General features: G+C 67.2%; 23 protein-coding genes. 15 read left to right on the top strand and 8 right to left on the bottom strand.

Going from position 1 to position 21,336, the window contains the following annotated elements; all coding sequences use genetic code 11:
• Positions 1–76: 76 nt before the first annotated feature.
• The 6 genes from AC3WLY_RS17670 to AC3WLY_RS17645 all read right to left on the bottom strand — a co-directional run bounded on the left by AC3WLY_RS17670 (position 77) and on the right by AC3WLY_RS17645 (position 7,324).
• Positions 77–562: a GNAT family N-acetyltransferase gene (locus AC3WLY_RS17670; protein WP_175962291.1), complete on the bottom strand. Its 486-nt coding sequence runs from the start codon at positions 560–562 to the stop codon at positions 77–79.
• The gene (locus AC3WLY_RS17665; RefSeq protein ID WP_006476519.1) at positions 559–834 is read right to left on the bottom strand and encodes a hypothetical protein; all 276 of its coding nucleotides are present in this window, start codon (positions 832–834) and stop codon (positions 559–561) included. Before AC3WLY_RS17665 ends, AC3WLY_RS17670 begins: the two co-directional genes overlap by 4 nt.
• Before the next feature lie 39 nt (positions 835–873).
• Positions 874–2,172: a molybdopterin molybdotransferase MoeA gene (moeA, locus tag AC3WLY_RS17660; protein WP_175962292.1), complete on the bottom strand. Its 1,299-nt coding sequence runs from the start codon at positions 2,170–2,172 to the stop codon at positions 874–876.
• A gap of 112 nt (positions 2,173–2,284) precedes the next feature.
• Positions 2,285–2,902, bottom strand: coding sequence for a molybdenum cofactor guanylyltransferase MobA (mobA, locus tag AC3WLY_RS17655; RefSeq protein ID WP_425130294.1), 618 nt, complete (start codon positions 2,900–2,902; stop codon positions 2,285–2,287).
• A 28-nt stretch (positions 2,903–2,930) separates the two neighbouring features.
• Positions 2,931–4,043 carry a GTP 3',8-cyclase MoaA gene (gene moaA, locus AC3WLY_RS17650; RefSeq protein ID WP_425130295.1) on the bottom strand — a complete coding sequence of 371 codons (1,113 nt, stop codon included), beginning with the start codon at positions 4,041–4,043 and terminating at the stop codon, positions 2,931–2,933.
• 131 nt (positions 4,044–4,174) lie between these two features.
• Positions 4,175–7,324 (bottom strand): Rne/Rng family ribonuclease, encoded by a 3,150-nt coding sequence (locus tag AC3WLY_RS17645; RefSeq protein WP_492309154.1) that lies wholly within the window; start codon positions 7,322–7,324, stop codon positions 4,175–4,177.
• A 724-nt stretch (positions 7,325–8,048) separates the two neighbouring features.
• Here AC3WLY_RS17645 and AC3WLY_RS17640 point away from each other — a divergent pair.
• From AC3WLY_RS17640 to AC3WLY_RS17625, 4 genes are read left to right on the top strand one after another with little or no spacing between them, the layout of a single operon-like run.
• Positions 8,049–9,053 carry an RluA family pseudouridine synthase gene (locus tag AC3WLY_RS17640; protein WP_175962296.1) on the top strand — a complete coding sequence of 335 codons (1,005 nt, stop codon included), beginning with the start codon at positions 8,049–8,051 and terminating at the stop codon, positions 9,051–9,053.
• Between the two features lie 5 nt (positions 9,054–9,058).
• Complete coding sequence (locus AC3WLY_RS17635; RefSeq protein ID WP_175962297.1) at positions 9,059–9,718, top strand: HAD-IA family hydrolase; 660 nt, start codon at positions 9,059–9,061, stop codon at positions 9,716–9,718.
• On the top strand, positions 9,715–10,125 hold the full coding sequence (locus AC3WLY_RS17630) for a Rieske (2Fe-2S) protein (protein ID WP_492309155.1): 411 nt from the start codon (positions 9,715–9,717) through the stop codon (positions 10,123–10,125). The genes AC3WLY_RS17635 and AC3WLY_RS17630 overlap by 4 nt, the downstream gene beginning before the upstream one ends.
• A 12-nt stretch (positions 10,126–10,137) precedes the next feature.
• Positions 10,138–11,130 carry a S49 family peptidase gene (locus AC3WLY_RS17625; protein ID WP_175962299.1) on the top strand — a complete coding sequence of 331 codons (993 nt, stop codon included), beginning with the start codon at positions 10,138–10,140 and terminating at the stop codon, positions 11,128–11,130.
• 44 nt (positions 11,131–11,174) lie between these two features.
• Here AC3WLY_RS17625 and AC3WLY_RS17620 read toward each other — a convergent pair whose 3' ends face one another.
• Both AC3WLY_RS17620 and AC3WLY_RS17615 read right to left on the bottom strand, forming a co-directional pair.
• A complete protein-coding gene (locus AC3WLY_RS17620; protein WP_034183089.1) occupies positions 11,175–11,897 on the bottom strand; it encodes an SAM-dependent methyltransferase in 723 nt (240 codons plus the stop codon).
• Positions 11,894–12,526 carry a Maf-like protein gene (locus AC3WLY_RS17615; protein WP_175962300.1) on the bottom strand — a complete coding sequence of 211 codons (633 nt, stop codon included), beginning with the start codon at positions 12,524–12,526 and terminating at the stop codon, positions 11,894–11,896. Before AC3WLY_RS17615 ends, AC3WLY_RS17620 begins: the two co-directional genes overlap by 4 nt.
• A gap of 211 nt (positions 12,527–12,737) precedes the next feature.
• Between AC3WLY_RS17615 and AC3WLY_RS17610 the strand changes: the two genes are divergently transcribed.
• The 11 genes from AC3WLY_RS17610 (at position 12,738) to AC3WLY_RS17560 (ending at position 21,332) form a co-directional block, all read left to right on the top strand.
• A complete protein-coding gene (locus AC3WLY_RS17610; protein WP_347063743.1) occupies positions 12,738–13,373 on the top strand; it encodes a DUF177 domain-containing protein in 636 nt (211 codons plus the stop codon).
• Between the two features lie 98 nt (positions 13,374–13,471).
• Positions 13,472–13,651: a 50S ribosomal protein L32 gene (rpmF, locus tag AC3WLY_RS17605; protein WP_006759765.1), complete on the top strand. Its 180-nt coding sequence runs from the start codon at positions 13,472–13,474 to the stop codon at positions 13,649–13,651.
• Between the two features lie 129 nt (positions 13,652–13,780).
• Positions 13,781–14,887: a phosphate acyltransferase PlsX gene (plsX, locus tag AC3WLY_RS17600; RefSeq protein ID WP_425130298.1), complete on the top strand. Its 1,107-nt coding sequence runs from the start codon at positions 13,781–13,783 to the stop codon at positions 14,885–14,887.
• Positions 14,888–15,877 (top strand): beta-ketoacyl-ACP synthase III, encoded by a 990-nt coding sequence (locus AC3WLY_RS17595; RefSeq protein ID WP_175962302.1) that lies wholly within the window; start codon positions 14,888–14,890, stop codon positions 15,875–15,877.
• An 83-nt stretch (positions 15,878–15,960) separates the two neighbouring features.
• Positions 15,961–16,893 carry an ACP S-malonyltransferase gene (gene fabD, locus AC3WLY_RS17590; RefSeq protein WP_492309156.1) on the top strand — a complete coding sequence of 311 codons (933 nt, stop codon included), beginning with the start codon at positions 15,961–15,963 and terminating at the stop codon, positions 16,891–16,893.
• A gap of 36 nt (positions 16,894–16,929) precedes the next feature.
• A complete protein-coding gene (gene fabG / locus AC3WLY_RS17585; protein WP_072436003.1) occupies positions 16,930–17,679 on the top strand; it encodes a 3-oxoacyl-ACP reductase FabG in 750 nt (249 codons plus the stop codon).
• Positions 17,680–17,823: 144 nt separating this feature from the next.
• Positions 17,824–18,063, top strand: a complete 240-nt coding sequence (gene acpP, locus AC3WLY_RS17580; protein WP_004197638.1) for an acyl carrier protein — start codon at positions 17,824–17,826, stop codon at positions 18,061–18,063.
• Between the two features lie 164 nt (positions 18,064–18,227).
• Entirely contained in the window at positions 18,228–19,460 is a 1,233-nt protein-coding gene (fabF, locus tag AC3WLY_RS17575) for a beta-ketoacyl-ACP synthase II (RefSeq protein ID WP_175962304.1), read from the top strand.
• A 12-nt stretch (positions 19,461–19,472) separates the two neighbouring features.
• Positions 19,473–19,937, top strand: coding sequence for a hypothetical protein (locus AC3WLY_RS17570; RefSeq protein WP_175962305.1), 465 nt, complete (start codon positions 19,473–19,475; stop codon positions 19,935–19,937).
• 91 nt (positions 19,938–20,028) lie between these two features.
• A complete protein-coding gene (gene rpoE, locus AC3WLY_RS17565; RefSeq protein WP_034183098.1) occupies positions 20,029–20,628 on the top strand; it encodes an RNA polymerase sigma factor RpoE in 600 nt (199 codons plus the stop codon).
• 86 nt (positions 20,629–20,714) lie between these two features.
• A complete protein-coding gene (locus tag AC3WLY_RS17560; RefSeq protein WP_175962306.1) occupies positions 20,715–21,332 on the top strand; it encodes a sigma-E factor negative regulatory protein in 618 nt (205 codons plus the stop codon).
• Positions 21,333–21,336: the final 4 nt, after the last annotated feature.

Raw genomic sequence — 21,336 nt, 5'->3', positions numbered from 1 at the left:
GATGAAAACGGGCGCCGTCGGCGCCCGTTTCCTTTTGTAGCAGGGTAGTTCGGCCGCGGCTCGCGCGGGCCGACGCTCAGCGGCCTGCGAGCGTATCCAGCGCGTCGCCCGTTACGCGAACGATGCGCCATTCGGGCAGCACGGTCGCGCCCATCTTTTCGTAGAAATCGATCGCGGGCTGGTTCCAGTCGAGGACCGACCATTCGAAACGCCCGCAACGACGCTCGACGGCCAGTGCCGCGAGGTGGCGCAGCATCGCGGTGCCGAGGCCGGTGCCGCGCTGCGACGGCTGCACGTACAGATCCTCGAGATAGAGGCCGCGACGACCGAGGAACGTCGAATAGTTGTGAAAGAACAGCGCATACGCGACGATCGCGCCGTTGCGCTCGGCCACGAGCGCTTCGGCGGCAGGCCGCTCGCCGAACAGCGCTTCGGCGAGATCCGCTTCGGTCGCGACGAACAGGTGCGTGAGCTTCTCGAATTCGGCCAGCTCGCGCATCAGCGCGAGGATCGCGCCGGCGTCGCGCGCTTCGGCCGCGCGGATCAGCGGCGCGTCGCTCACGCTTCCTCCGGCGGATCGGACAACACGATCTCGATGCCGCCGAAGCGCGATGCGACCCAGTTGTATGCGTGGCATGCGATCCACAGCAGCACGAAGCCGAGGATGGCGTTCAGCAGCAGCGCGCTCAGGATCGTGCTCAACTCGACCATCCCGTAACGGATGTACGCGACGAGAATGCCGAGCAGCACGATCGGCACGCTGAACGTCAGGTAGACGAGGATCAGCGCCTTCGCGGTCTGCCCCGCGGCGATCGACGAAATTTGTTTCTTCATGTGCGGATTGCCCCCGTAGAGATATATCGATAGTGGAATTCAGATCAGGCCGTCGAGCGGCAGGATGTCGACCGGAGTGCCCGCGTCGACTGCCGCGGTATCGTGGCCCAGGACGATGAAACAGTTGGCGGCCGCGAGGCCGCTCAGCGACGCGGAACTCTGCGAACCGGCCGGCGCGACGTGCCAGCGGCCGTCGGCGGCGCGCGTCGCGATGCCGCGCAGGTATTCGGTTCGGCCTGGACGCGTCTTCAGCGCATGCATGCTGAGCGCCGTATACATCGCCGGCGGCGGCGTCTGCGCGCCGGCCAGCGTCAGCAGCGCGGGGCGCACGATCGCGTAGAACGTCACGGCGGACGCGACCGGATTGCCGGGCAGCCCGAAGAACAGCGCGTGACCGGCGCCACCGGGCGCACGTGCGAGCGTGCCGCACGCGAGCGGCCGGCCGGGCCGCAGCGCGAGGCTCGCGAACGTGACGTCGCCGAGCCGTGCCATCACGTCGCGCGTGAAGTCGGCTTCACCGACCGATACGCCGCCCGACGTGATCACCGCATCGGCCTGCGCGGCGACGGCGTCGCGCAACGCGGCTTCGAGCGCGGCCGGGTCGTCGCGGACAATCCCGAGATCGATCGCGTCGACGTGCAGCCTTTCGAGCATCGCGATCAGCATCCCGCGATTGCTGTCATACAGCGCGCCGCGACCGAGCGGTTCGCCGGGCTCGCGCAGTTCGTCGCCGGTCGAGAACACGGCGACGCGCACGCGCCGGCGCACCGTGACGTCGGTGAAGCCGAATGACGCGAGCAGGCCGAGATCGGACGGCCGCAGGATGCGGCCCGCGGCGAGCGCGCAGGCGCCGCGCGCGAGATCCTCGCCGGCCTTGCGGCAGTTCGCGCTGCGCGCGACGTCGTGCGCGGCGAAGCGGATCGTGTCGCCGTCGACACGCACGCGTTCCTGCGGAATCACCGTATCGCATCCGGCCGGCATCGGCGCGCCCGTCATGATGCGCACGCATGAACCGGCCGCCACGGCGCCGTCGAACGGATGGCCCGCGAACGCGGTGCCGGCGACCGTCAGCGCGACGTCCCCCTGCGGCGCCGCGTGCGCGCCGGCGCTGCCGTCGAACGCATAACCGTCCATCGCCGAGTTGTCGTACGCGGGAATGTCGAACGGTGCGTTCACGTCGGCCGCAAGCACGCGGTCGAGCGCGTCGCGCAGCGTCACCGTGTCGCACGCGTCGACAGGCACCGCGAAGCGGCACGCGAGCGCCTGCGCGTCGGCAAGCGACAGCGGGGCATCGGAATCGGGTGCGGTTCGGGAGGCGGGCGAGGAGTGCGTGATCATCAGTCGGACTGCGCCGCGAGGCGTATCGGGTTCGTGGCCGGTGGCGCGAGGAGGGTGCCTGGGCGCGGGTTTCGCGTGCGGTGGACGCCGGGCGGGAACGGCGCGGGCGCCGTCAGCGACGAGCCAGCGCGGCGAGTTCCTGCCAGGAGTTGGCATTGTAAAACGCACGCTCGTCGCGAAACTCGACTTCGACCGTCTTGTGGCGTGCGTACCACGCACGCACCTTGCGGTCGCCGGCTGCAAGCCGCGCGGCGAGATCGTCGGCCAGCGCCGTGCGCAGCAGCGCGAACGTCGGCTGTGGCGAGCGCGCCTGCTGCGCATCGACAGTGACCGCCATCGCGATGTCGGCCTGCTGCGCGTCGAGCGCCGCATGCAGCCGCGCGACCAGGTCGGCGGGCAGAAACGGCGTATCGCACGGCGAACACGCGACGAGCGGCGCGCGCGCGGCCCGCATGCCGGCGAGCAGGCCCGCGAGCGGGCCGGGGAAATCGGGTGTTTCGTCCGCGACGACGCGCGCGTCGAACGGCGTACCGAGCTCCGCATAACGATCGGCGTGGCGATTCGCGCTGATCAGCGTCTCGTCGACCTGCGGCGAGAGCCGGCGCAGCACGTGCAGCGCGAGCGGCGTACCGTCGAGCAGTTGCAGGCCCTTGTCGACGCCGTCCATGCGCGTGGCGCGCCCGCCTGCGAGCAGCAGGCCGGCGATCGAGGGAGAGGCGGAAACGGGCATCGTGCGAAGGCGGAAAGGGCGGCGTGCGTCAGCCGCCGATATACGACATTTCGACGCGCTTGCCGGCGCCGTCGGGCGCGGGTTCGGCCGACGCGCTGCCGCGCAGTTGCGAATAGCGGTCGGTGCGCGCCTGCCAGATGCGGGCGATCGCGGTCGCGATCTCGGCATCGCTTGCGCCGCCGCGCACGAGCGCGCGCAGGTCGTGGCCCGTCGACGCGAACAGGCACAGGTACAGCTTGCCTTCAGTCGACAGCCGCGCGCGCGTACAGTCGCCACAGAAGGCCTGCGTGACGCTCGAGATCACGCCGATCTCGCCGCTGCCGTCCGCATAACCCCAGCGTTGCGCGGTTTCGGCCGCCGTGTGCGCGTCGAGCGGCACGAGCGGGAAATGTTCGGCGATCCGCGCAACGACGTCCGCCGACGGCAGTACCTCGGTCATGTTCCAGCCGTTCGACGTGCCGACGTCCATGTATTCGATGAAGCGCAGGATCACGCCGGTGCCGCGGAAACGCTCGGCCATCGGCAGGATCTCGCCGTCGTTGGTACCGCGCTTCACGACCATGTTGACCTTGACCGGCGCGAGGCCGACGGCCTGGGCCGCGAAAATGCCGTCGAGCACGTCGGCGCTCGCGAACTCGGCGTCGTTCATGCGCTTGAACAGCGTATCGTCGAGCGCGTCGAGGCTGACCGTCACGCGTGTGAGCCCGGCGTCCTTCAGCGCGCGCGCCTTGCGCGCGAGCAGCGAGCCGTTGGTCGTCAGCGTCAGGTCGAGCGGGCGGCCGTCATGCGTTGTCAGGCGCGCGAGGCGCTCGATCAGGAATTCGAGATTCTTGCGCAGCAGCGGCTCGCCGCCCGTGATGCGGATTTTCTCGACGCCGTGTGCGACAAAGAGTCGCGCCACGCGTTCGATTTCCTCGTGCGTGAGCAGCGCGCTGTGCGGCAGGAACGGGTAGTCCTTGTCGAAGACCGCGCGCGGCATGCAGTACACGCAGCGGAAATTGCAGCGGTCCGTCACCGAAATGCGCAGGTCGCGCAGCGGCCTGGCGAACGTGTCGGCCAGCGTGCCGTCGGGGGCATGCGCGACGCCGGAGACGTCCGGCACCCCGCTGACGTCGGCGAGAGGAATGATGCGTCGGGACATGTTGAAAGAAGTGCGAGCCAGACTTGTATTTTAGCCGCAAGCGGCCGCCCGGTCCGGTGGGCGGAAACCCGCAGCATGGACGTGAAAAAGCCCGCCGGAGGCGGGCTTTTCCTGGTCGGGCGATGCGCCGGTCAGTGGTGCGTCGTTTCGACCTGCTGCATCGGGGCCGTATCGACCGGCGGCAGCGCCTTGCGTTCGCGCGGCACGCGCGCCGGACGCGGGAGGCGCGATGCGGCTTCCTGGGCAGCGGCGAACTTGTCGGCGTCCGTGTTCACCCAGACGAGACCGGCCTGCTCCAGCACGACATCCAGGCTCGCCGAAGCGGGCGCGGCTGCCGGTTGCGCGGGGGCAGGAGTCGGTGCAGGTGCTGCAACGGCCTCGACCGGTGCCGCTTCGACATGCGCCGGCTCGACAGCCACCGGAGCGGCTTCGGTCGTCACGACCGGTGCGGCCGGCTCGACGGGCGCGGACTGCGGCGCCTCGACAGCGGCCGGCGCCGCTGCCGGTACCGCAGGCACTTCGAACGCGTCGGTCGGCGAAACCGCGACCGGAGCCGGACCGGCTTCCATGTCGAGCGCCGGTGCGACCGGTGCCGGTTCTGCTGCTGCCTCGACGGCGACCGCGGGCTCGACCGGAGCGGCCGGAGCCGCTTCGACGTGTGCCGGTGCCGGCTGAGCTTCGACAGCGGCCGGCGCAGCATGCTGCTCGACCGCTGCTTCGACGACGACGGCGCCTGCCACGGCCGCGACGACTGCCGGTGCGGCCGTGTGGGCCGGTTCGGCAGCGGCCGGTGCTTCCGGCGTCACGGTTTGCGCTGAGGCTTCGCCATTCGGGCCTTGCTCGGCCTGGTCGACGACTGCGCCGTCTTCGTCGCGCTCGCGACGACCGCCGCGACGGCCGCGACGGCGGCGGCGACGTTCCTCGCCGTCACGCGCGCCGGCTTCCGCATCGGCTGCCAGCTCGGCGCCGGGCAGGGCTTCTGCAACGGCCTTGTCGGTTTCCGGTTCCGGATGGTTTTCGCCACGGGTGACGGTCTCGAGCGTGGCCGCATGCTGGGTCGGCTTGCGGCGTTCGCCGCGCTCGCGACGCTCGCCGCGTTCCTGGCGCTCGCCACGACCTGCTGCGTCGACGCCTTCCGGCTGCTCGGCACGCTCGCGCGGTTCGCGGTTCTCGCGCGGTTCACGCGGCTCACGGCTTTCACGCGGCTCGCGCGGTTCGCGACCTTCGCGCTGGCCACGGCCCTCGCGACCTTCGCGGCCCTCACGACCTTCACGGATTTCGCGACCTTCACGCGGCTCGCGACCCTCGCGCGGCTCACGGCCTTCACGCGGTTCGCGCGCTTCCTTGCCTTCGCGCTCCAGGCGTTGCGGCTGACCACGGCCTGCTGCTGCCTGGTCGCGCCCGCCTTGCGCCTGCTGGGCGCCGCCGCGACGGTTGCGGTTGCGATCGCCGCCGCGCTGCTCGGTCTTCTCGGTACGCTCGCGAGCCGGGCGGGCCGCCGGTTCCTTCGCCGGTGCCGGAGCAACCGGTGCGGGCGCCGGAGTCGGCGACATGCCGAACAGGCCCTTCAGCCAGCCGATGAAACCGCCGCTTGCCGCGGCGACAGGTGCTGGGGCCGGAACGGGCTCGACCGGGCGCTGCGGCGCCGGGCTCGGGGCCGGGCGCTCGGGCGTGATGCCTTTGACCGCGGCTTCCTGCTTCGGCTTCACTTCTGCCGTGCGCTTGCTGTAGCCGGTTTCCGACTCGAGTTCGCGGGCAGCTTCCTCGGCCATCTTCCAGGACGCGCGCGGATCGTCGAGGCGCGCGTCGTCGTGGCGCAGGCGCTCGAGCTTGTAGTGCGGCGTATCGAGGTGCTTGTTCGGGATCAGCACGATGCCGACCTTGAAGCGCGACTCGATCTTGTTGATTTCCTGACGCTTTTCATTGAGCAGGAAGGCGGTCACCTCGACCGGCACCTGGCAGTGGATCGCCGCGGTGTTCTCCTTCATCGCTTCTTCCTGAATGATCCGCAGGACCTGCAGCGCGGACGATTCGGTATCGCGGATGTGGCCGGTGCCGTTACAGCGCGGGCAGGTCACGTGGCTGCCTTCCGACAGGGCCGGACGCAGGCGCTGGCGCGACAGCTCCATCAGGCCGAAGCGGGAGATCTTGCCCATCTGCACGCGTGCACGGTCATGCTTGAGCGCGTCTTTCAGGCGCTGCTCGACTTCGCGCTGGCTCTTCGCCGATTCCATGTCGATGAAATCGATCACGATCAGGCCGCCGAGGTCGCGCAGGCGGAGCTGGCGGGCGACTTCGTCGGCCGCTTCGAGGTTCGTGCGGGTCGCCGTTTCCTCGATGTCCGCGCCCTTGGTCGCGCGCGCCGAGTTCACGTCGATCGCGACGAGCGCTTCGGTATGGTCGATCACGATCGCGCCGCCGGACGGCAGCGGCACCGTGCGCGAGTAGGCCGTTTCGATCTGGTGCTCGATCTGGAAGCGGGAGAACAGCGGCACGTCGTCGTGGTAGCGCTTCACCTTCGACACGTTGTCCGGCATCACGATATCCATGAACGCACGGGCCTGATCGTGGATCTCGGTCGTGTCGATCAGGATTTCGCCGATATCGGGCTGGAAGTAGTCCCGGATCGCGCGGATCACGAGGCTCGATTCCAGGTAGATCAGCATCGGCTGGCCGGAGTTGCCGCTTTGCGACGCCGCTTCGATCGCGCGCCACAGTTGCAGCAGGTAGTTCAGGTCCCACTGCAGTTCCTCGGCGCTGCGGCCGATGCCCGCGGTGCGGGCGATCATGCTCATGCCGTCCGGAATCTGCAGTTGCGACATCGTTTCGCGCAGTTCCTGGCGCTCGTCGCCCTCGATCCGGCGCGATACACCGCCGCCGCGCGGATTGTTCGGCATCAGCACCAGGTAGCGGCCGGCGAGCGAGATGAAGGTCGTGAGGGCGGCGCCCTTGTTGCCACGCTCTTCCTTCTCGACCTGGACGATCAGCTCCTGGCCTTCGCGCAGGGCATCCTGGATGCGCGCGGAGCGCATGTCGATGCCTTCCTTGAAGTACTGGCGGGCGACTTCCTTGAACGGCAGGAAGCCGTGGCGATCTTCGCCGTAGTTGACGAAGCACGCTTCGAGCGACGGCTCGATGCGGGTGACGACACCTTTGTAGATATTGCCTTTGCGCTGTTCGCGCCCGGCTGTCTCGATGTCGATGTCGATGAGCTTTTGCCCATCGACGATGGCGACGCGCAGCTCCTCCTGCTGCGTCGCATTGAACAGCATGCGTTTCATGAACGACTCCAGGCGGCTCCGCAGCCGACGCCTCGCGGTTGTCAGTCGCGAGGGCGGGAACGACGGCAGGCCGCACCTTGTTGTGTTGTCACAAGCACGCTGGAGCGGGAACGATGGCGGGGAGAATTGCCTGAAGAGGCGCTTGGGCCCGAAAGACGGGGCCGGCGGCCGTAGGGCACCTGCGAATACGGCTTCAAAGCACGGCGTTCACACACCGCACGCTGCACAAAAGCGCGCTAAGCCTGAGTCCGGGCATTGCCACGGGCGCGCGCAATGCGTCGCGCGCGCCGACGGGCGGCAGATGCTGCGGCTTGGGCCGCAGCGGGGAGTATCGAATCCAGCCCGACTTTCCCGCTTGGGGTGTACTTCCCTGGTTTGACGTCGCCAAGCCCCGCACGCTTCGCGGGGCCAAATCGGGCGCAACGCCGTAATTTTCGCAACCGGCAGCCTGCGGACGCACTTCGCGCCGTCGGGCTGCCGATCAAATTCTTTTCAACCAACTTTCCGTTACCGCGGCGCCTTGCCGACCGAATCCGCCTGTGGGCGCGATCCTTGCCGACGGGCGGCGCCGTGCGTGCAACTTGCTGCATCTCTTTGATTAGGGGCGAGCAGCGGACCCCCGGCGCAAGTAAAATAATGGTTTCCGCTTGCACCTTGCCCGACTCGGTCGGGGCCGGCCGGTCAGGCCACCCTCAACGTCAGGCTGGGCAAAATTATATTCAGTATGAATGAGTTAGGCAAAATATCCCAGAATTCGGTCGCAAGCGGCCAGGTATCGATGATCGAGATCGATGAAAACTCGGCCGGTCAGCGGATCGACAACTTCCTGTTGCGCGTCTGTAAAGGCGTGCCGAAAAGCCATATTTACCGGATCCTCCGCAGCGGCGAAGTGCGCGTGAACAAGGGCCGGATCGATGCGCAGTACCGTCTCGCTCTCGGCGACGTCGTCCGCGTGCCGCCCGTGCGCGTGGCGGCGGCGGACCTCGCGCGCGCCGACACGCCCATCGTGCCGCCCGCGAATTTCGACGTGCTGTACGAGGATGACGCGATGCTCGTCATCGACAAGCCGGCCGGGGTCGCCGTGCACGGCGGCAGCGGCGTCGCGTTCGGCGTGATCGAGCAGATGCGCCAGGCGCACCCGCGCGCGAAATTCCTCGAACTCGTGCACCGGCTCGACCGCGAGACGTCCGGGATCCTGATGCTCGCGAAGAAACGCACGGCGCTCGTGGGCCTGCACGAACAGATCCGCGAGAACCGGATGGACAAACGTTACTTCGCATGCGTCCACGGCGAATGGCAGCCCGACTGGGGGCGCCGCCGCGCGGTAAAGGTGCCGCTGTTCAAGTATTCGACCCCGGAAGGGGAGCGCCGCGTGCGCGTGCAGGACGACGGGCTGCCGTCGCATACGGTGTTCAACCTCGTCGACCGCTGGCCCGACTACGCGCTCGTCGAAGCGGAACTCAAAACGGGTCGGACCCATCAGATCCGTGTGCACCTCGCGCATCTCGGCCTGCCGATCGCCGGCGACGCCAAGTATGGCGATTTCACACTGAACAAGGCGCTGGCGCGCGCGAATGCGCAGCCGTCGTTGAAACGGATGTTCCTGCACGCGCACCGGCTGCGGCTCAACCATCCGCTGACCGGCGAGGCGCTGCAGTTCGATGCGCCGCTGCCGGACGAATGCCGGCGCTTCCTCGACCAACTCAGCGCACTGCGCGATACCGCCTGAACCGCATGGCTCGACAGCAATTTGACCTGATCGTCTTCGACTGGGACGGCACGCTGATGGATTCGACTGCGCACATCGCGCACAGCATCCAGGCCGCATGCCGCGACCTCGGCCTGCCCACGCCATCCGACGAGGCGTCGCGCTACGTGATCGGCCTCGGCCTGCGCGATGCGCTGCAGGTTACCGCTCCAACCCTCGATCCGTCCGACTATCCGCGGCTGGCCGAGCGCTACCGTTATCACTATCTGCTCGACGACCAGCGCATCGAGCTGTTCGCCGGCGTGCGCGAGCTGCTCGCCGAGTTGCGCGATACGGGCTACCTGCTCGCCGTGGCGACCGGCAAGGGGCGGGTCGGGCTGAACCGCGTGCTTGATCAGTCGAAGCTGACGAGCCTGTTCGACGCGACGCGCTGCGCGGACGAGACGTTCTCGAAACCGCATCCGGCGATGCTGCACGAACTCTGCCGGGAATTGGGGCAGGATCTTGCGCGCACCGTGATGATCGGCGACACGACGCACGACCTGCAGATGGCCGCGAGCGCCGGAGCGGCCGGCGTCGGTGTCGCATACGGCGCGCACACGGCCGACGCGCTGGCTGCGCTCGCGCCGCGCTTCGTCGCGCCGGACGTCGACGCGCTGGCTGCGTGGCTGCGGGAGCACGCATGAGCGCGGCGCCGGACGCCGTGCGCGTGTGCGCATCGGACACGCTGGCCGACGGCGGCGCCGGCGTGCGCGTCGACGCGACGCTGCGCGGCGAGCAGGCCGTCGTGTTCTTCGTGCGCTACGACGGTCGCGCATACGGTTACCTGAATCGCTGCGCACACGTGCCGATGGAGCTCGACTGGTCCGAAGGGCAGTTCTTCGAGTCGTCGGGCCTGTACCTGATGTGCGCGACGCACGGCGCGATCTACGCGCCGGATACCGGCAAGTGCGTCGGCGGCCCGTGCCGCGGCGCCCGCCTGCGGCCGGTCGAGGTCGACGAACGCGACACGCCCGACGGGCGTGCGGTATTCTGGGTGCCCGACGCCGACCTGCGTCCCGCCGCTCCCGCCGCTCCCGCCACGACCGACTGACGACAACACCGCATGGCCGACCAACCGAATTCCCCCGATTCCTCCTCCCGTCCCGACAGCCGTGAACCGAACTGGGAGCGCGCGGCGCTCGAGCGGATCGCGCTCGCAGCCGTGAGGGAACAGCGCGCGGCGCGGCGCTGGAAGATTTTCTTCCGCTTCGCGTTCCTGGGCGTGTTCGTGCTGCTCGCGTTCGCGCTGATCGATTTCTCGAGCGATTCGAAATTATCGTCGAGCGGGCGGCATACGGCGCTCGTGACGATCGACGGCGAGATCGCGGCCGGCGTCAATGCGAATGCCGAAGACATCAATACGGCGCTCGGCTCCGCGTTCGACGACGACGGCACGGTCGGCGTCGTGCTGCGGATCAACAGCCCGGGCGGCAGCCCCGTGCAGGCCGGCATGGTCTACGACGAGATCCGGAGGCTGCGCGCGAAGCATCCGGGCAAGCCGCTGTACGTCGTCGTGACCGACATGTGCGCATCGGGCGGCTATTACATCGCGGCCGCGGCCGACAAGATCTTCGTCGACAAGGCGAGCATCGTCGGGTCGATCGGCGTGCTGATGGACGGTTTCGGCTTCACCGGGCTGATGGGCAAGCTCGGTGTCGATCGGCGCCTGCACACGTCGGGCGAAAACAAGGGCTTCTACGATCCGTTCTCGCCGGAGACGCCGAAGATGGACGCGCATGCGCAGGCGCTGCTCGACCAGGTGCACGCGCAGTTCATCAAGGCCGTGAAGGAGGGCCGAGGCAAGCGTCTGCATGAGACGCCCGACATGTTCTCCGGCCTGTTCTGGACCGGCGAGAAGAGCGTCGAACTCGGGCTTGCCGACGGCTACGGCACGACCGACACGGTCGCGCGCGACGTGCTGAAGGCGCCCGATCTCGTCGACTATACGGTGAAGGAAAGTCTGACGAACCGCGTCGCACGCAAGTTCGGCGCCGCCGTCGGCGGCGCCGCGATGAAGGCTCTGACGGCCGGCGGCGCGTCGTTCAGCCTGCGCTGACCGGCGTCCGGCGGGCCATGATGGCCCGCTGGCCGGCCGCGGCTTCAGTTCGCGAGCAGCAGGAAGATCGCAGGACGCTTGTGCAGATTCGGCGCAGGCGCCTTTTTCCAGTCCGCCACGGTGCGGCTCGCGATCGTCTCGGTCGCGAGGGTCAGGTCGGCCGCGACGCAGATCTGCGTCGACGGCGCGCAGGTCGCAATCAGCGTGTCGAGCATCGCGTGATTCCGGTACGGCGTCTCGATGAAGATCTGCGTCTGGCGCGCCTTGCGCGACAGCTGCTCGAGTTCGCGCAGGCGTTTCGCGCGCGCGGCCGCGTCGACCGGCAGGTAGCCGTTGAACGCGAAGCTCTGGCCGTTCAGGCCCGACGCCATCAGCGCGAGCAGGATCGAACTCGGTCCGACGAGCGGCACGACCTTCACGCCGCGCTCGTGCGCGCGGCGTACCAGCAATGCGCCGGGATCGGCGACGGCCGGGCAGCCGGCCTCGGACACGAGGCCGGCGTCCGCGCCAGCCAGCACGGGCGCGAGCAGCCGGTCGATTTCGCCGGCCGGCGTATTGACGTTCAGCTCGCGGATCTCGATTTCCTGGATCGGGCGCGTCGTGCCGATCTTCTTCAGAAAGACGCGCGTCGTTTTCGCGTTCTCGCCGATGTAATAGCCGAGCGTGCCGGCGCGTGCCTGCACGGCCGCGGGCAGCACGGCGGCGAGCATCGATTCGTCGCCCTCGCCAAGCGTGTTCGGGACGAGATAAAGCGTGCCGGCCGTCATGCGCGGTCTCCACGGGTGGTTGCAAACAGCGGATATTCGACGGCGCGCAGCATCCGCGTGAGCGCGATCAGCGGCAGGCCGACGAGCGCGGTCGGGTCGTCCGAGTCGATCGCGTCGAGCAGCGCGATGCCGAGCCCTTCGGATTTCGCGCTGCCGGCGACGTCGTACGGCGTTTCCGCGCGCAGGTACGCGTCGAGTTCGGCCTCGGGCAGCGAGCGGAAGCGCACGCGCGTGATGATGTCCTCGACCTGCGCCTCGCCCGTGCGGCTGTCGTACAGGCAGAGTGCGCTGTGGAATTCGACTTCGCGGCCCTGCATCGACACGAGCTGCGCGAGCGCGCGCTCGTGCGTGCCGGGCTTGCCGATCTGGAGCCCGTCGAAGGTCGCGACCTGGTCCGACCCGATCACGAGCACGCCGTCCGGCGCGTCGATCGTCGCGGCGACGGCACGCGCTTTCGCGCCGGCGAGGCGCAAGGCGGTCGCGGCCGGAGTTTCGTCGTCGAGCGGGGTTTCGTCGAGGTCGGGCGACACGACGTCGAACGGCACGCCGAGGCGCTCGAGGAGCGTGCGGCGGTAGCGGGAACTGGAGGCAAGAATCAGCCGCGGCGGGCGGCAAACGGTATCCGGCATGGTCGGTTGGATCGGTGAGTCGTCGGGTGTTGTGCGGACGCAAGCTTAAGTGATTGACCGCAAAAGGTAAAACAGGTATGCTTTCCCGCTTTTCGTCGGCAGGCTTTCCGTGGTGGCGCCTGCCGGGTCTTCGGAAGTAAAGTACGTACCCGTACGTGAGTGAGCGGCGCCAAGCCGGATCCCGCAAGTCAGCCTGTAGGCAGGAGCGCACATGAACACTTCTTCTGGCAAACCTGCGGCGCCGCTTGATCCGCACGCGGTCGACCTGTTCGAGTTCGCCCGCAGCGGGCGACAGGCAGCAGGGGCGGTGCGCCTCTCGCAACTGCCGCGCATGTTAAACGAAGTGCCGGCGGACGCGCCAGATCGCGACACGGTCTTCACGTGGCAGGCGGAAGGGTTCACGCAGAAGGAATTGCAGGACGACGGCGCCGATGGGCAGCAGCCGTATCTGCGCCTCGCGGTGCATGGCCAGGCATGGCTCACGTGCCAGCGCTGCATGACCCCGTACGACCAGACGTTCGGCGTCGACATGGTGTACCGCGTTGTCGCGACCGAAGAAGAGGCTGAAGAATTTCCGCTCGACGACGATGAAGCCGATGTGATCGTGGGCTCACGCCAGTTCGATCTCGTCGACTTGATCGAAGAGGAGTTGCTGCTTTCGTTGCCGCTCGTGCCCAGGCACGAGGTTTGCCCGGCAGTTCACGAAAGCCTCGTGTCGGGTGCGAGCGGTCCTGAGGAAGAGGCGGGCGAAGAGTCCGACGAAGCCGCGGACGAAGGCAAACGGCCGAATCCGTTCGCAGCGCTGCAAGCGCTGAAGAAGGACGGTGACGGCACCAAGAAACACTAAGCAGTTGTGGCGCGGGAAGGCGTAAGGGCTTTGGGCCAGGGTAGTTAAGCGCCGGATCGGGCTGTGTTAGAATCCGGAAAATTATTTAGGAGTTAGTCATGGCAGTCCAGCAAAACAAGAAGTCGCCGTCGAAGCGCGGCATGCATCGTTCGCACGATTTCCTGACGGCAACGCCGCTGGCAGTCGAGCCGAGCACGGGTGAAGTGCACCTGCGTCACCACGTCAGCCCGAACGGCTACTATCGCGGCAAGAAAGTCGTCAAGACGAAGAACGACTAAGCGTCAAGTCACGCGTTGCGCGCTACGTTCGCCGTTCGCGTGACAACTGGTTCGCTTGACACTTTCCTGGCGCAACAAAAAGGCGGCATTCAACTGCCGCTTTTTTGTGCCTGAAATTCGTCGCATTCCATGACCGTAAAGCTCACAATCGATTGCATGGGAGGCGACCACGGCCCGTCCGTGACCGTTCCCGCGGCAGTCAAGTTCGTCCGCGCGCATCCCGATGCGCACCTGATGCTCGTCGGCATCGAAAGCGCGATCCGCGCTCAGCTCAAGAAGCTGAAAGCCCTCGACGATCCCGCGCTGACCATCGTGCCCGCCACCGAAGTCGTGGCGATGGACGACCCTGTCGAAGTGGCGCTGCGCAAGAAGAAGGATTCTTCGATGCGCGTCGCGCTCAACCACGTCAAGGAAGGCGCGGCGCAGGCCTGCATCTCCGCCGGCAATACCGGCGCGCTGATGGCCGTTTCCCGTTACGTACTCAAGACGCTGCCCGGCATCGAGCGGCCCGCGATCGCGTCCGCGCTGCCGAACCCGACCGGCTACACGATGATGCTGGACCTCGGCGCGAACGTCGACTGCGAGCCGCAGCACCTGCTGCAGTTCGCGGAGATGGGGCACGCACTGGTGGCCGCGCTCGAAGGCAAGGAGCGGCCGACGATCGGCCTGCTGAACATCGGCGAAGAGGTCATCAAGGGCAACGACACGATCAAGCGCGCAGGCGAGCTGCTGCGCGCCAGCACGCTGAATTTCCGCGGCAACGTGGAAGGCAACGACATCTACAAGGGCACCGTCGACGTGATCGTGTGCGACGGCTTCGTCGGCAACGTCGCGCTGAAGACGTCCGAGGGGCTCGCGCAGATGCTGTCCAACATCATCCGCGAGGAGTTCGGCCGTTCGCTGATGTCGAGGGTGATGGCGCTGCTCGCGCTGCCTGTCCTGATGCGTTTCAAGAAGCGCGTCGACCACCGCCAGTACAACGGCGCGGCGCTGCTGGGGCTGAAGAGCCTCGTGATCAAGAGCCACGGTTCGGCCGATGCCTACGCGTTTGAGTGGGCGATCAAACGCGGGTATGATGCGGTCAAAAACGGCGTGCTGGAGCGCCTCGCGCGCGCGATGGCGGACAATTCGGCGTCGCTCGGCGACGGCGAGCACGACGCGGGCGGCGCGGGCCATGCAAGCCCGGCCGCAGGCCCTCACGCCGAACCTTCCGCTGCGCAATCCTCTAAAGCATAAATGGCCCAATCGACTCTCTATTCCCGCGTGCTTGGCACGGGCAGCTATCTGCCGCCCGACCGCGTCACGAACCAGCAGTTGGCCGATCGTCTCGCGAAGGAAGGCATCGAGACGAGCGATGAATGGATCGTTGCGCGCACGGGTATCCATGCGCGCCATTTCGCCGCACCGGACGTCACGACGAGCGATCTCGCGCTCGAGGCGTCGCGTCGTGCGATCGAAATGGCCGGTATCGATCCGCAGTCGATCGACCTGATCATCGTCGCGACTTCGACCCCCGATTTCGTGTTCCCGAGCACCGCGTGCCTGCTGCAGAACAAGCTCGGCATCAAGAACGGCGGCGCGGCATTCGACGTGCAGGCCGTGTGTTCGGGCTTTGCGTACGCGATGGCGACGGCCGACAGCTTCATCCGCAGCGGCCAGCATCGCACGGCGCTCGTGGTCGGCGCCGAGACGTTCTCGCGCATCCTCGACTTCAAGGACCGCACGACCTGCGTGCTGTTCGGCGACGGCGCGGGCGCGGTGATCCTGTCCGCGTCGGAAGAGCCGGGCGTGCTCGGCAGCGCGCTGCACGCTGACGGCAGCTATTCGCATATCCTCTGCACGCCGGGCAACGTGAATCGTGGCGTGATCGAGGGCAGCGCGTTCCTGTACATGGACGGGCAGGCCGTATTCAAGCTCGCGGTCAACGTACTCGAGAAGGTTGCGATCGAGGCGCTTGCAAAGGCGAATCTCGCGCCTGAACAAATCGACTGGCTGATTCCGCACCAGGCCAACATCCGCATCATGACCAGCACCTGCCGCAAGCTCGGCCTGCCGCAGGAACGCATGGTCGTGACGGTCGACCAGCACGGCAACACGTCGGCCGCGTCGATCCCGCTGGCGTTCGACACCGCGGTGCGCGACGGCCGCATCCAGCGTGGCCAGCACGTGCTGATCGAAGGTGTCGGCGGCGGCTTTACCTGGGGCGCGTCGGTCTTCCGCTTCTGATCCGCGGCGCGCGACTGCTGCGCGCGGATCTCATCGGCGCGCCGTTCGTGCGCGCCGTCCGAATCGATTCAATTGGGGACGATATGAAATTTGCATTCGTTTTTCCGGGGCAGGGCTCGCAGGCAGTCGGCATGCTCAACGCATTCGCCGATCTGGCCGTCGTGCGCGAGACGCTCCAGGAGGCGTCTGACGCACTCAATCAGGACCTCGGCAAGCTGATCGCCGAAGGCCCGGCCGAAGAGCTGAATCTGACCGCCAACACGCAGCCCGTGATGCTGACCGCCGCTTACGCGTGCTACCGCGCGTGGCAGCAGGCAGGCGGCCACGCGCCGTCGATCGTCGCCGGTCACAGCCTCGGTGAATACACGGCGCTCGTCGCGGCGGGCGCGCTCGCGTTCAAGGACGCGGTGCCGCTCGTGCGCTTCCGCGCGCAGGCGATGCAGGCGGCCGTGCCGGTCGGTCAGGGCGGCATGGCCGCGATCCTGGGCCTCGACGACGACACGGTGCGCGCGGTGTGCGCCGAAGCCGCGGAAGCGGGCGTCGTCGAAGCGGTGAACTTCAATGCGCCCGCGCAGGTCGTGATCGCAGGCAACAAGGCCGCCGTCGAGAAGGCGTGCGAGATCGCGAAGGCGAAGGGCGCGAAGCGCGCGCTACCGCTGCCCGTGTCGGCACCGTTCCATTCGTCGCTGCTCAAGCCGGCATCGGACCAGTTGCGCGACTATCTCGCGAACGTCGACGTGAAGGCGCCGCAGATTCCGGTCGTCAACAATATCGACGTCGCCGTGGTCAGCGATCCGGCCGCGATCAAGGCCGCGCTGGTGCGTCAGGCGGCAGGCCCGGTGCGCTGGGTCGAGTGCGTGCGGCACATCGCCGGCACGGGCGTCACGCACGTGATCGAATGCGGTCCGGGCAAGGTGCTCGCCGGCCTGACGAAGCGCATCGACGGCAACCTGACGGGTGCGTCGGTGTTCGATCCGGCGTCGCTCGACGAAGCGCTCAAGCTGGTGACCGCCTGACGCGGCGCCTTTTCTCAAGAGACGGATATTCGATTCATGGAAAAGACTCTCGATAAACAGGTTGCGATCGTGACCGGCGCGTCGCGCGGCATCGGCCGGTCGATCGCGCTCGAACTCGCGCGCCTGGGCGCGACGGTGATCGGCACCGCAACGAGCGAATCGGGCGCTGCCGCGATCACCGCGGCGTTCGCGGAAGCGGGCGTCACGGGCCGCGGCGCGGTGCTGAACGTCAACGACGCGGCGGCCGCCGAGACGCTGATCGACGCGACCGTGAAGGAATTCGGCGCGCTGAACGTGCTCGTCAACAACGCGGGCATCACGCAGGACCAGCTCGCGATGCGGATGAAGGACGAGGACTGGGACGCGGTGATCGACACCAACCTGAAGTCGGTGTTCCGCCTGTCGCGCGCGGTGCTGCGCCCGATGATGAAGGCGCGCGGCGGCCGTATCATCAACATCACGTCGGTGGTCGGTTCGGCCGGCAACCCGGGGCAGGTCAACTATGCTGCCGCGAAGGCCGGCGTCGCGGGCATGACGCGTGCGCTCGCGCGCGAAATCGGCAGCCGCGGCATCACCGTGAACTGCGTCGCGCCGGGCTTCATCGACACCGACATGACGAAGACGCTGCCGGAAGAACAGCAGGCCGCGCTCAAGACCCAGATTCCGCTCGGCCGCCTCGGCAGCCCGGAGGACATCGCCCATGCCGTCGCGTTCCTCGCATCGCCGCAGGCCGGTTACATCACCGGCACGACGCTGCACGTGAACGGCGGCATGTACATGTCGTAACGATTTTCGTTTACTATCCGCGCCGTATCCCGTTTTTCAGGCGGATCGGCGCTTGATCGGCCATCAAGCCAACGCGCGTTTTGGCGTCAGCAAACCTGATAAAATGCGCGCACTTGTAAATCTGAACTTTCCCTCGGAGGGGTAATGGACAACATCGAACAACGTGTCAAGAAGATCGTCGCTGAACAACTGGGCGTCGCGGAAGCCGAGATCAAGAACGAAGCTTCGTTCGTGAACGATCTGGGCGCCGACTCGCTCGACACGGTCGAACTGGTGATGGCTCTCGAAGACGAGTTCGGCATGGAAATCCCGGACGAAGAAGCAGAGAAGATCACGACCGTTCAGCAAGCGATCGACTACGCTCGCGCAAACGTCAAGGCGTAAGCGCCTTTCGCGCTTGTTCGCAACGTCGCCGCGATCTTCGCGATTGACGCGCCATCCTGCCGGCTTCGCGCCGGACGGACTAACAGCCACAGGGCTCGCAGGGCTGGTTCCTGTGGCCACTGTGGCTTTTGTTTTTGTCATCCAATAATGGAAAAGAGGTTACCGTGAGCCGCCGTCGTGTTGTTGTTACAGGCCTGGGGCTGATTTCGCCTGTTGGCAATAATGTTGCCGACGGTTGGGCCAATCTCGTCGCCGGCAAGTCCGGTATCGCCACCGTCACGAAGTTCGATCCGTCGAACCTCGCCGTGCATTTCGCGGGCGAGGTGAAGGGTTTCAGCGCCGATGAGTACATCCCGGCGAAGGAAGCCCGCAGCATGGATACCTTCATCCATTACGGCATCGCCGCCGGCGTGCAGGCGCTCAAGGACAGTGGTCTGGAAGTGACCGACGCCAATGCGGAACGTATCGGCGTGCTGGTCGGTTCCGGCATCGGCGGCCTGCCGATGATCGAAGATACGCACCAGACCTACGTCGATCGCGGCCCGCGCCGGATTTCGCCGTTCTTCGTGCCGGGTTCGATCATCAACATGATCTCGGGCCACCTGAGCATCATGTTCGGCCTGAAGGGCCCGAACCTCGCGACCGTGACGGCCTGCACGACCGGCCTGCACAGCATCGGTCTCGCCGCGCGCCTGATCCAGGCCGGCGACGCGGACGTGATGGTCGCGGGCGGCGCCGAATCGACGGTGTCGCCGCTCGGCATCGGCGGCTTCGCGGCCGCGCGCGCGCTGTCGACCCGCAACGATGATCCGGCGACCGCGTCCCGTCCGTGGGACAAGGATCGCGACGGCTTCGTGCTGGGCGAGGGCGCAGGCGTGATGGTGCTGGAAGAGTACGAGTCGGCGAAGGCGCGTGGCGCGAAGATCTACGCGGAAGTCGCGGGCTTCGGCATGACGGGCGACGCGTACCACATGACCGCGCCGAACATGGACGGTCCGCGCCGCTGCATGGTCGCGGCGCTGCGCGACGCCGGCGTGAACCCGGACGAGGCCCAGTACCTGAACGCGCACGGCACGTCGACCCAGCTGGGCGACAAGAACGAGTCCGACGCGGTAAAGGCGGCCTTCGGCGAGCATGCGTACAAGCTCGTCGTGAACTCGACGAAGTCGATGACAGGCCACCTGCTGGGCGGCGCGGGCGGCCTCGAGTCGGTGTTCACGGTGCTGGCGCTGCACAACAACGTGTCGCCGCCGACCATCAACATCTTCAACCAGGACCCCGAATGCGATCTCGATTACTGCGCGAACACCGCGCGTGACATGAAGATCGACGTGGCCGTGAAGAACAATTTCGGCTTCGGCGGTACCAACGGCACGCTGGTGTTCAAGCGCGTCTGACGCTGAAATCGCTTGACGAGTCCATTCGATGCTCCGGCCGGGCGTCCGCAGCGCTTTGCGTTGCGGGCCTCGGCCGTGTCGTATGTCGTGCTGGCCGCGTTCGTTGCGTCGGCTGCCGCGTCGGCATACCTGTTCTGGACGCCGCGCGCGGGCGCTGCCGCCGGCGCATGCGTGTCGGCCGCGACGGCCGTGCTGCTGGCCGTATGCGCCGCGCGGGCCTGCGCCCGCCGGCTGCCGGCCGAGTTGCGGATCGACGCATTCGGGGAAGTTGCGGCGTTTGGCCGCACCGGGCGGCTGCTGGCCCGCGGCCGTGTGACGGGCCATGCGCACTGGAGCAGCCTGCTGCTCGTGCTGTCGGTCGGGCAGGGCGCCCGGCGGGCCCGGCCGCTGCTGATTCCGGCCGATGCGCTCGACGCCGCGTCGTTCAGCGCGCTGTCCGTGCTGGCGAGAACCGCGGGTGCGGCGGGGCGGGCATGACGGCGGCGCGGTTACCGACCGTAACCAGCGGCCGGTGCGGGAACGCTACAATAGCGCTCCACGTTGCATCCCTAGTTAATGGATTTGTCAGGTGAGTGAAAAAGAAATTGATCAGGTTCTGGTCGAGCGCGTACAGAAGGGCGACAAGGCAGCGTTCGAACTCCTGGTCTCCAAATACCACCGCAAGATCATTCGGCTGATCTCGCGCCTCGTGCGGGATCCCGCCGAGGTCGAGGATGTAGCCCAGGACGCGTTCATCAAGGCGTACCGTGCGTTGCCGCAATTTCGCGGCGAATCTGCGTTCTACACGTGGTTGTACCGGATTGCCGTCAATACGGCGAAGAACTACCTTGCGACGCAAGGTCGCCGCGCACCGACCTCGACCGAGGCCGATGCGGAGGAAGCGGAAACTTTCTCCGACGCAGACCAACTAAGGGATATCAACACGCCTGAGTCGATGTTGATGAGCAAGCAGATTGCCGAGACGGTCAACGCTGCAATGGCCGCCTTGCCCGAAGAATTGCGCCAGGCGATTACGCTGCGCGAGATCGAGGGCCTGAGCTACGAAGAGATCGCGGAAATGATGGGCTGTCCGATCGGGACGGTCCGGTCGCGGATTTTCCGTGCTCGCGAGGCAATCGCTGCCAAATTGCGTCCGCTGCTCGATACGCCCGAAGGCAAGCGCTGGTAAGCGCGATGGGCGGAACGACGCGGGTCGGGGTCTAGTAACGGATAGAGTCGTGAAGTCACGACGGGGTGTGCAAGATGGGGAGCATCATGGGGTCGGTCAATACGCAGTCGCAGGCGTGCTCACGCGGCGAGCGCCTTTCCGCGCTGGTCGACGGCGAAATGTTCGATGGCCCGGATCACGGGCAGTTTCTGGCTGAGCTCGACCGCGCGGATCGCGCTGCGTGGGCCCATTACCACCTGATCGGCGATGCGCTGCGCTCGGACGAACTCGCGTTGTCGCCCGCGCTGAGCGTCGCGTTCACCGCGCGCATGTCGGCCGCGCTCGAGAGCGAGCCGCACCTGCTCGCGCCGGCGGCTGCGCCGGTCGCGCGCAAGCTGCTGTCGCTGCGCCGGCGCGTCGTGCCCGCGTTCGCGGTGGCCGCCGCGGCGGCCACGCTGACGTGGATCGTCGTTCCGCAACTGCAGACGGCCGGCACGTCGGGCGCCGTCCAGGTCGCGTCGGTCGGTGCGCCGCAAAGCGGCAACCTGCAGCGCGTGACGGTCGCGCAGGCGTCGGCCCAGCCGGGGCTGCAGGACGTCAACATCATTCGCGACGCCAGTCTCGACCAATACCTTGAAGCGCACCAGCAATTCGCGCAGCAGCCCGTCGTCACGGGTTCGATGCCGCTGATCCGCGCTGCCGTGACCACCACGCCAGGCCAATAAACCC

Source organism: Burkholderia sp. FW306-1C-G01B (assembly GCF_058781685.1).
This window is presented reverse-complemented; position numbering and strand designations above follow the sequence as displayed.

Excerpts from the sequence above, each read along its gene's own strand:
- AC3WLY_RS17625 (WP_175962299.1), top strand. The coding sequence starts at position 10,138 with ATGGCCGACCAACCGAATTCCCCCGATTCCTCCTCCCGTCCCGACAGC.
- AC3WLY_RS17620 (WP_034183089.1), bottom strand. The coding sequence starts at position 11,897 with ATGACGGCCGGCACGCTTTATCTCGTCCCGAACACGCTTGGCGAGGGC.
- mobA (WP_425130294.1), bottom strand. The coding sequence starts at position 2,902 with ATGCCCGTTTCCGCCTCTCCCTCGATCGCCGGCCTGCTGCTCGCAGGC.
- AC3WLY_RS17615 (WP_175962300.1), bottom strand. The coding sequence starts at position 12,526 with ATGCCGGATACCGTTTGCCGCCCGCCGCGGCTGATTCTTGCCTCCAGT.
- AC3WLY_RS17595 (WP_175962302.1), top strand. The coding sequence starts at position 14,888 with ATGGCCCAATCGACTCTCTATTCCCGCGTGCTTGGCACGGGCAGCTAT.
- AC3WLY_RS17645 (WP_492309154.1), bottom strand. The coding sequence starts at position 7,324 with ATGAAACGCATGCTGTTCAATGCGACGCAGCAGGAGGAGCTGCGCGTC.
- fabD (WP_492309156.1), top strand. The coding sequence starts at position 15,961 with ATGAAATTTGCATTCGTTTTTCCGGGGCAGGGCTCGCAGGCAGTCGGC.
- AC3WLY_RS17640 (WP_175962296.1), top strand. The coding sequence starts at position 8,049 with ATGAATGAGTTAGGCAAAATATCCCAGAATTCGGTCGCAAGCGGCCAG.
- fabG (WP_072436003.1), top strand. The coding sequence starts at position 16,930 with ATGGAAAAGACTCTCGATAAACAGGTTGCGATCGTGACCGGCGCGTCG.
- AC3WLY_RS17635 (WP_175962297.1), top strand. The coding sequence starts at position 9,059 with ATGGCTCGACAGCAATTTGACCTGATCGTCTTCGACTGGGACGGCACG.
- moeA (WP_175962292.1), bottom strand. The coding sequence starts at position 2,172 with ATGATCACGCACTCCTCGCCCGCCTCCCGAACCGCACCCGATTCCGAT.
- rpmF (WP_006759765.1), top strand. The coding sequence starts at position 13,472 with ATGGCAGTCCAGCAAAACAAGAAGTCGCCGTCGAAGCGCGGCATGCAT.
- plsX (WP_425130298.1), top strand. The coding sequence starts at position 13,781 with ATGACCGTAAAGCTCACAATCGATTGCATGGGAGGCGACCACGGCCCG.
- AC3WLY_RS17560 (WP_175962306.1), top strand. The coding sequence starts at position 20,715 with ATGGGGTCGGTCAATACGCAGTCGCAGGCGTGCTCACGCGGCGAGCGC.
- AC3WLY_RS17665 (WP_006476519.1), bottom strand. The coding sequence starts at position 834 with ATGAAGAAACAAATTTCGTCGATCGCCGCGGGGCAGACCGCGAAGGCG.
- moaA (WP_425130295.1), bottom strand. The coding sequence starts at position 4,043 with ATGTCCCGACGCATCATTCCTCTCGCCGACGTCAGCGGGGTGCCGGAC.
- AC3WLY_RS17610 (WP_347063743.1), top strand. The coding sequence starts at position 12,738 with ATGAACACTTCTTCTGGCAAACCTGCGGCGCCGCTTGATCCGCACGCG.
- acpP (WP_004197638.1), top strand. The coding sequence starts at position 17,824 with ATGGACAACATCGAACAACGTGTCAAGAAGATCGTCGCTGAACAACTG.
- AC3WLY_RS17630 (WP_492309155.1), top strand. The coding sequence starts at position 9,715 with ATGAGCGCGGCGCCGGACGCCGTGCGCGTGTGCGCATCGGACACGCTG.